We start from the raw sequence: 5,934 nt of genomic DNA, 5'->3' as shown, positions 1-5,934 counted from the left end.
CCACCACCCCAACCCCACCACCACCCCCAAACGACACAACCAACACAGCACAAGGAGGCTTACAGCCCCCGCAAAGCGGACGGGACGGAGCGCCGCTGGCCGGAGGCCGATCCACCTCTTCGGTTGCGGGAAGCGACATACCACCGGCCCGGGCACCGCGCATGCGGTCGCGCCGGGCCTGGAAGACCCGCCGCCCCTGCCCGACCCGGCCCACGTCGGCCCGGCTGACGCCCGAGCCCTGTCCAAGACGCTGTTCGCGCGGCTCGACTCGCTGGAAGAGGGCACACCGGAGTACTCCTACGTGCGCAACTCCCTGGTGGAGCTCAATCTCGCCCTGGTGCGCTTCGCGGCCGGCCGTGTGGGGGTACGCGGTGAGTCGTACGACGATGTCGTGCAGGTCGGCACCATCGGGCTGATCAAGGCCATCAACCGGTTCGACCTGCAATACGGCGTCGAGTTCCCCACGTTCGCCATGCCGACCATCATCGGCGAGATCAAGCGGTACTTCCGCGACACGAGCTGGGCCGTGCACGTCCCGCGCCGACTTCAGGAACTGCGCCTGGACCTGACCAAGGCGGTGACGCACCTCGAGCAGACCCACGGCCGCGCACCCACCGTGCCCGAACTCGCCCGGCACCTGAACCTGGGCGAAGACGAGGTCCTCGAAGGACTAGTCGCCGCCAACGGCTACACCACCTCATCCCTGGACTACCCGAGCGACACCGAGAGCCCCGAGGACACCCTCGCGGACCACATCGGCTACGCGGACCCGGACCTGGCCAAGGTCGAGGACCTGCACGCGCTCAAACCCCTCATCGCCGCTCTTCCGGCTCGCGAGCGCAAGATCCTCGCCCTCCGCTACACAGCCGACATGACGCAGAGCGCCATCGGCAAGGAACTCGGCATTTCGCAGATGCATGTCTCCCGCATCCTGAACCGCACCCTCGCCCGGCTCCGAACCGAACTCGCCGGCCGACGCTAGGCCGCCGGGCTCATCTGCTCCCCACAGCCACGTCGAAACGACTCGGGCCCTCGGCTACCGAGCGGTCGGTGCGGGGAAGGGGTGGGGACACGTCTCGCCCGCAGGGCCCCACCCCTCTGCCTGGCCTGCCCCATGGCTCAAGAGCGGGGTGAGCGTGGGCAGCGGATCAGGGATCCGCGCGGTGTCGTCCGGGACGGACGGGTGGGCCGGCGGTGCCGCGGCTCGCGGGGGTCCCGTGCAAAAGCAGGGCCGCTCGCCCGGCGGCACGGGGGGGCCAGACGCTCTCAGCCCAGTAGGGCGGGAGCATGGGCCCATCCTGCCCTGCTGGCGGCGGATTGCCGGGCCGCGGCCCATGCTGTCCGTGCAGTCCGCGCGGATCACCGACCAGCCGGCCAATTCTCGGAGCCACCCGTATGCGGGTGGCTGAACCGACTGGTCCAGGGCAGAGGAACGGAATGGCCAAACTTTCACAGCTGCTGCAACAGACCATGCGACGCAGGCGCCTAAACGCGCAGGCTCTGGCCGACCGTACGGGCATTCGCACTCCGCGGATCCGCGTCTTCGCCGAGGACGGCGCCCGCGGCCCCGTGCGGCCCACCGAGGAGGAACTGGCGGAACTAGCCGAGGCTCTGGCATTGCCTCTATGCGATATCCAGGAAGCCGCCCGCCCCCCTGCACCAGCGCTGGGCTGACGATCCTGCCCCGTCGGAACGGCGCGACGGCATTCTCAGAGGGCGGTATGAGACCTGATGCCCGATTCCTCGTTTCGTGCGGGACAAGCGGGCAGGTCGTGACGACGTCGGTCGACTACGGCCGAGGCTGGGTGAACAAGCCTGGCTCGGTCTCGGCCAGGATCCCGCGGCCGGCCAGCCGCTTGAGCTTGAGGCGGACGTTGTTGATGTTGTTGGGCGCGACCGGCAGGTCCATCGCCTCACACACGTGCCGAGCCCGCAGCGGGTGGTCGGCGGCGGTGAACACCGCCATGTTCTGCTGGTAGGCCGGATGGTCCGGCAGTTTCGGTGCTGGCACCGCGGGCGGTTGCGGGTCGGGCAGCCCCAGCAGTGTCTTACGGGTGATCCGGACTTCTTCGGCGGCCCGGCCGAGTTCGTCGAGCTGGGCGGTCAGCTTCGTGACCTGTTCCCGCGTCGTCTCGGCCTGCGCGGTGATCTCGCGTCGCGCTCTTCAAGCCGTGCCAGCACCGCGCCGAGGGTCAGCTCCTCGCCGGTCATGCGGTGCGCCAGGCGGGCACGGTCGCCGCGGTCAGCCGGCGCAGTATCACCGCGGTCATCGCCCAGTACACCCGTGACTCCGAACTGCGGGGCAGATGCTCGTAGTCGCGCACCAGCCTGCGATGCAGCATCAAGATCCCATAGGCGCGTTCCACGACCCACCGCTTGGCCTGGGGAACGAACTCGGTTTGCGCGGGGTTGCGCTCCACGACCTCCACTTTGATGCCCACCTTCTCCCCGTGCGCGACGACGGCATTCTTGAAGCCCTGGTCGACCAGGGCCTTCTGCAGGTGTCGGTGTCGGCGGCGACCTTGTCCAGCAGCGCGATGCCAACAGCGTTCTCGTGCGCCGACGCGGCCGCCACGACTACCGCGATCACCAGCCCCAGAACGTCAACGGCCAGGCCGCGCTTGCGGCCCGGTACTTCTTTTGCCGCATCCCGCCCCGTCGACTCAGCGGGCACTCCGGCCGCCGCGTGCACGCTCTGGGTGTCGAGCACCACTAGGCTCGGGTCCGCCTTCCGACGCGCCATCTCCCGTACCTGCCAGCGCAGGAGGTCATGAATGGTCTGATCGATGCCGTCGTCACGCCAGGTGTAGAAGTAGTACTTCACCGCACCGGGCGGCGGAAAGTCGTGGGGAAGCAGCTCCCACTGGCACCCGGTCCGGCCCTGTTACAACGGCTAACACAATGAGGTGGATCGGCACTGATCGCCGTGTCCGATGCGGGAGTTGAGCGTTCGGTCCGGTGTGGGGAAGTCGCCGTGGATCGTGTCGGATGAGCTGTGGGATCGTCTTGAACCGCTGCTGCCGAAGCGTGAGCGGCGCTTCCGGCATCCAGGACGCAAGCCGCTGCCCGACCGGGAGGTGCTGTGCGGGATCCTCTACGTCCTGCACACCGGGATCCAGTGGGAGTACCTGCCACAGGATCTCGGCTTCGGCTCAGGCATGACCTGCTGGCGACGCTTACGGGACTGGAACGAGGCCGGCGTCTGGCAGCGACTGCACGAGGTCCTGCTCGCCGAACTGAATGCGGAGGCGAAGCTGGACTGGTCCCGCTGCGTGGTCGACTCCTCCCACGTCAGGGCCCTAAAAGGGGGAGCCACACGGGCCCGTCGCCGGTCGACCGGGGCCGAGCCGGCTCGAAACACCACCTCATCACGGACGGGCACGGCACCCCGCTCGCAGTCCTGCTGACCGGTGGCAACCGCAACGACGTCACCCAGCTCCTGCCGCTGCTCGACGCCACCGCGACCAGGTCCGCAAACGCGGCATCGTGCCCGCGATCGCCCGGCGCGGAACACGACATGGCACCGGGCTGGGCACCTACCGCTGGGTGGTCGAGCGCAGTTTTGCGTGGCTACACGGCTTCCGGCGACTGCGGATCCGCTGGGAACGGCGAGCCGACATCCACGAAGCCTTCCTCAAGCTCGCCTGTTGCCTGATCACTCAACGGCAGCTCCACTCATTGTGTTGCCGTTGTTAGCCGATGAGAGCTTGGGTGATCTGCCGGGTGGTCTGCGCGGCGACTTGGGGGTTGACGGCGGCGTAGGCGGTGTAGGCGTTCAGACCGGTGGCCAGAGCCCAGCCACGCCCCCGTATCCAGGTGGCATCGTCCACGCCGAGGGCATCGCGGAAGGCGGCTCGGCTGTCGGCCGTCATCAGGGTGAAGGCGATCATCAGGTCGCAGGCCGGGTCACCGGTGCCGAGCCCGCCGAAGTCGATGACGGCGCTGAGGCGGCCATCGACGGTCAGCAGGTTGCCGGTGTGGAAGTCGCCGTGAAACCACACCGGAGGGCGGTCCCATCCGGGGGCGCTCAGCGCCGCGTCCCACAGTTCGGTCATCGCTGCGGCGTCGAACATGCCATCGACCTCAGCGATGGCGAGCCGCGTCGCGTGGTCCCGGTCGGACAACGGCCGGCCGGTGAGGTCTTCCCGGATGTTCTCGGCGGGGATGTCCTCGGGCGCGAACTGCTGCAGGGCGGTCAAGAACTGGGCCAGTTCAATGGCGGCCCTGGAGGAGTCGGCCAGCGCCTCGACGGTCGCCACCTCACCGTCCAGCCAGCGGGACACCGCCCAGGGCCACGGATAACCGAAGTCCGGGTCACCCACCCCTACCGGGACCGGGATGGCGAGGGGCAGGTGCGGGGCGAGTCGGGGCAGCCACTGGAATTCCTTCCTGGCTTGCCCGATGGCTCCGGCATGGCGGGGCAGCCGGACGGACAGCTCCTCGCCCAGCCGGTAGATCACATGGTCGGAGCCAGCCGGGTTGAGCGGCTTCAAGGGCAGTCCCGCCCACTGCGGGAACTGAGTATCGACCAGACGCCTGACCAGTGCCCCATCGATCTGGGGGCGGGTGTCCGCAACTCTCACGGTTACCAAGAGCAGTTCCTGTGGCCAGCCCGGTCCCTGCGACGGGCAGTTGGAGCCATCACAGTGGTTCGCGGCTCCCCCTGTCGACCGAATTTCGCAACACACGGAAGCCCAGCGGAGCATGATCGACACTCAGCATCACAGTCGCTCGGTGGCGACCCGCCTCTTTGTGTTAGCTGCTCTTAGAGCAGTGCGTTGACGATCTCCCACATCGCGTACCGACCCTGATGGCCGCTGACCGAGGGATGCGCGGCCTTCCACGCGCCGATCACCGGCTCGACCAGCACCCACTGCTCGTCGCTCACGTCGGTCTTGTAGGGCTTGCGCTCGCTCACGGCGAACAGCCCAACATACCCATGGCCGCCGACCGGCCGGGATACCGCAACGCCACACGTTCAGGTGACGATAAAACACCTATCCACTCTCATGCCACCACGCTAAGTGGCGTAGCCGACGATGGCGTACACGGTCGCGTCGAGGGTCGGATGGACACCGTCAAGGTCATCAAGGGAGGGATAGACACTGTCAGCTGCTATGGCAAAGGCCTTCCAATACCCCGGGGGGCCCCACGGTATGGCGCGACCGATCGCTCCAAGGGGGGCCCGGTCCCGATCAGCCTCCCTGTAGACGTCCACAGTTGGGCCGCCGGAGCCATCCTTCCCATCTATAAGGATTAGCCCCTTGCGGTCCAGAAACGCCTTGAGCTGCGGAGTTACGTTGGCCATGCGCATGCACCTTCCTCAGACAACAGCGATTCAAGAGGCAGGCCCACACCAACCACTGCATGGCCTACCCGCAGATGATCTACGCATCTACCCCAACGAAGCTTCCCACTCGCATAGTTCCCAGAGAGCAACGAGGCATCCACGTTGGGACTGTAAGACGTTCGGTGTAACTCCCGATCATGGAAGATGCATCGATGACCAGTGAGAACGTGTCCGAGTCCGAGACCGGCGAGCCCACGAAAGCTGCGTCGACGAAGGCCGTGGACGACCAGTTGATCGACGAGCTGGTCGGCCGCGCCCAGGCCGAGGGCCTGCAACTGACCGGCGAGGGCGGGCTGCTGCAGCAACTGACCAAGCGGCTGCTCGAGTCCGCCCTGGAGGGCGAGATCACCGACCACCTCGGCTATGACAAGCACGATGCGGCCGGCAGGAACGGCGGCAACTCCCGCAACGGCAGACGCTCCAAGACCGTGCTGACCGACGTCGGCCCGGTGGAGATAACCGTGCCCCGCGACCGCGACGGCTCCTTCGAACCGAAGATCGTCAAGAAGCGGCAGAAGCGCCTGACCGGCGTCGACGAGATGGTCATCTCGCTGGCCGCGAAGGGCCTGACCACCGGCGAGGTC

The 5,934-nt window shown here is 67.4% G+C and carries 6 protein-coding genes and 4 pseudogenes; 5 read left to right on the top strand and 5 right to left on the bottom strand.

Going from position 1 to position 5,934, the window contains the following annotated elements:
- Positions 1-109 precede the first annotated feature (109 nt).
- Entirely contained in the window at positions 110-982 is an 873-nt protein-coding gene (locus tag KUM44_RS28645; RefSeq protein ID WP_217212473.1) for an RNA polymerase sigma factor SigF, read from the top strand.
- An 807-nt stretch (positions 983-1,789) separates the two neighbouring features.
- Here the strand turns inward: KUM44_RS28645 and KUM44_RS45795 are convergent.
- Together KUM44_RS45795 and KUM44_RS28635 are read right to left on the bottom strand one after the other, a co-directional pair.
- Positions 1,790-2,011 carry a hypothetical protein gene (locus tag KUM44_RS45795; protein ID WP_254390252.1) on the bottom strand — a complete coding sequence of 74 codons (222 nt, stop codon included), beginning with the start codon at positions 2,009-2,011 and terminating at the stop codon, positions 1,790-1,792.
- Between the two features lie 196 nt (positions 2,012-2,207).
- Positions 2,208-2,884, bottom strand: a pseudogene (locus KUM44_RS28635) (IS5 family transposase); the annotation flags it as partial.
- A gap of 49 nt (positions 2,885-2,933) precedes the next feature.
- Here KUM44_RS28635 and KUM44_RS45790 point away from each other — a divergent pair.
- The 3 genes and pseudogenes from KUM44_RS45790 to KUM44_RS47670 form a co-directional block, all read left to right on the top strand.
- Positions 2,934-3,320: pseudogene (locus KUM44_RS45790) on the top strand (IS5 family transposase); the annotation flags it as partial.
- Positions 3,260-3,403, top strand: a pseudogene (locus KUM44_RS47675) (hypothetical protein); the annotation flags it as partial. The pseudogenes KUM44_RS45790 and KUM44_RS47675, both read left to right, overlap by 61 nt.
- 83 nt (positions 3,404-3,486) lie before the next feature.
- Complete coding sequence (locus KUM44_RS47670) at positions 3,487-3,696, top strand: transposase (RefSeq protein WP_374202084.1); 210 nt, start codon at positions 3,487-3,489, stop codon at positions 3,694-3,696.
- Here KUM44_RS47670 and KUM44_RS28625 read toward each other — a convergent pair.
- The 3 genes and pseudogenes from KUM44_RS28625 to KUM44_RS28615 all read right to left on the bottom strand — a co-directional run bounded on the left by KUM44_RS28625 (position 3,693) and on the right by KUM44_RS28615 (position 5,308).
- Entirely contained in the window at positions 3,693-4,592 is a 900-nt protein-coding gene (locus KUM44_RS28625; protein ID WP_217212467.1) for an aminoglycoside phosphotransferase family protein, read from the bottom strand. The genes KUM44_RS47670 and KUM44_RS28625 overlap by 4 nt on opposite strands.
- 176 nt (positions 4,593-4,768) lie before the next feature.
- Positions 4,769-4,918, bottom strand: a pseudogene (locus KUM44_RS28620) (transposase); the annotation flags it as partial.
- Positions 4,919-5,020: 102 nt separating this feature from the next.
- Entirely contained in the window at positions 5,021-5,308 is a 288-nt protein-coding gene (locus KUM44_RS28615; RefSeq protein WP_217212466.1) for a hypothetical protein, read from the bottom strand.
- A gap of 194 nt (positions 5,309-5,502) precedes the next feature.
- Here KUM44_RS28615 and KUM44_RS28610 point away from each other — a divergent pair.
- Positions 5,503-5,934: transposase (locus KUM44_RS28610; RefSeq protein WP_217212463.1), on the top strand; the 432-nt coding region annotated here is incomplete at its 3' end.

This window comes from Streptomyces sp. AC550_RSS872, assembly GCF_019049285.1.
Taxonomy (GTDB): domain Bacteria; phylum Actinomycetota; class Actinomycetes; order Streptomycetales; family Streptomycetaceae; genus Streptomyces.
This window is presented reverse-complemented; position numbering and strand designations above follow the sequence as displayed.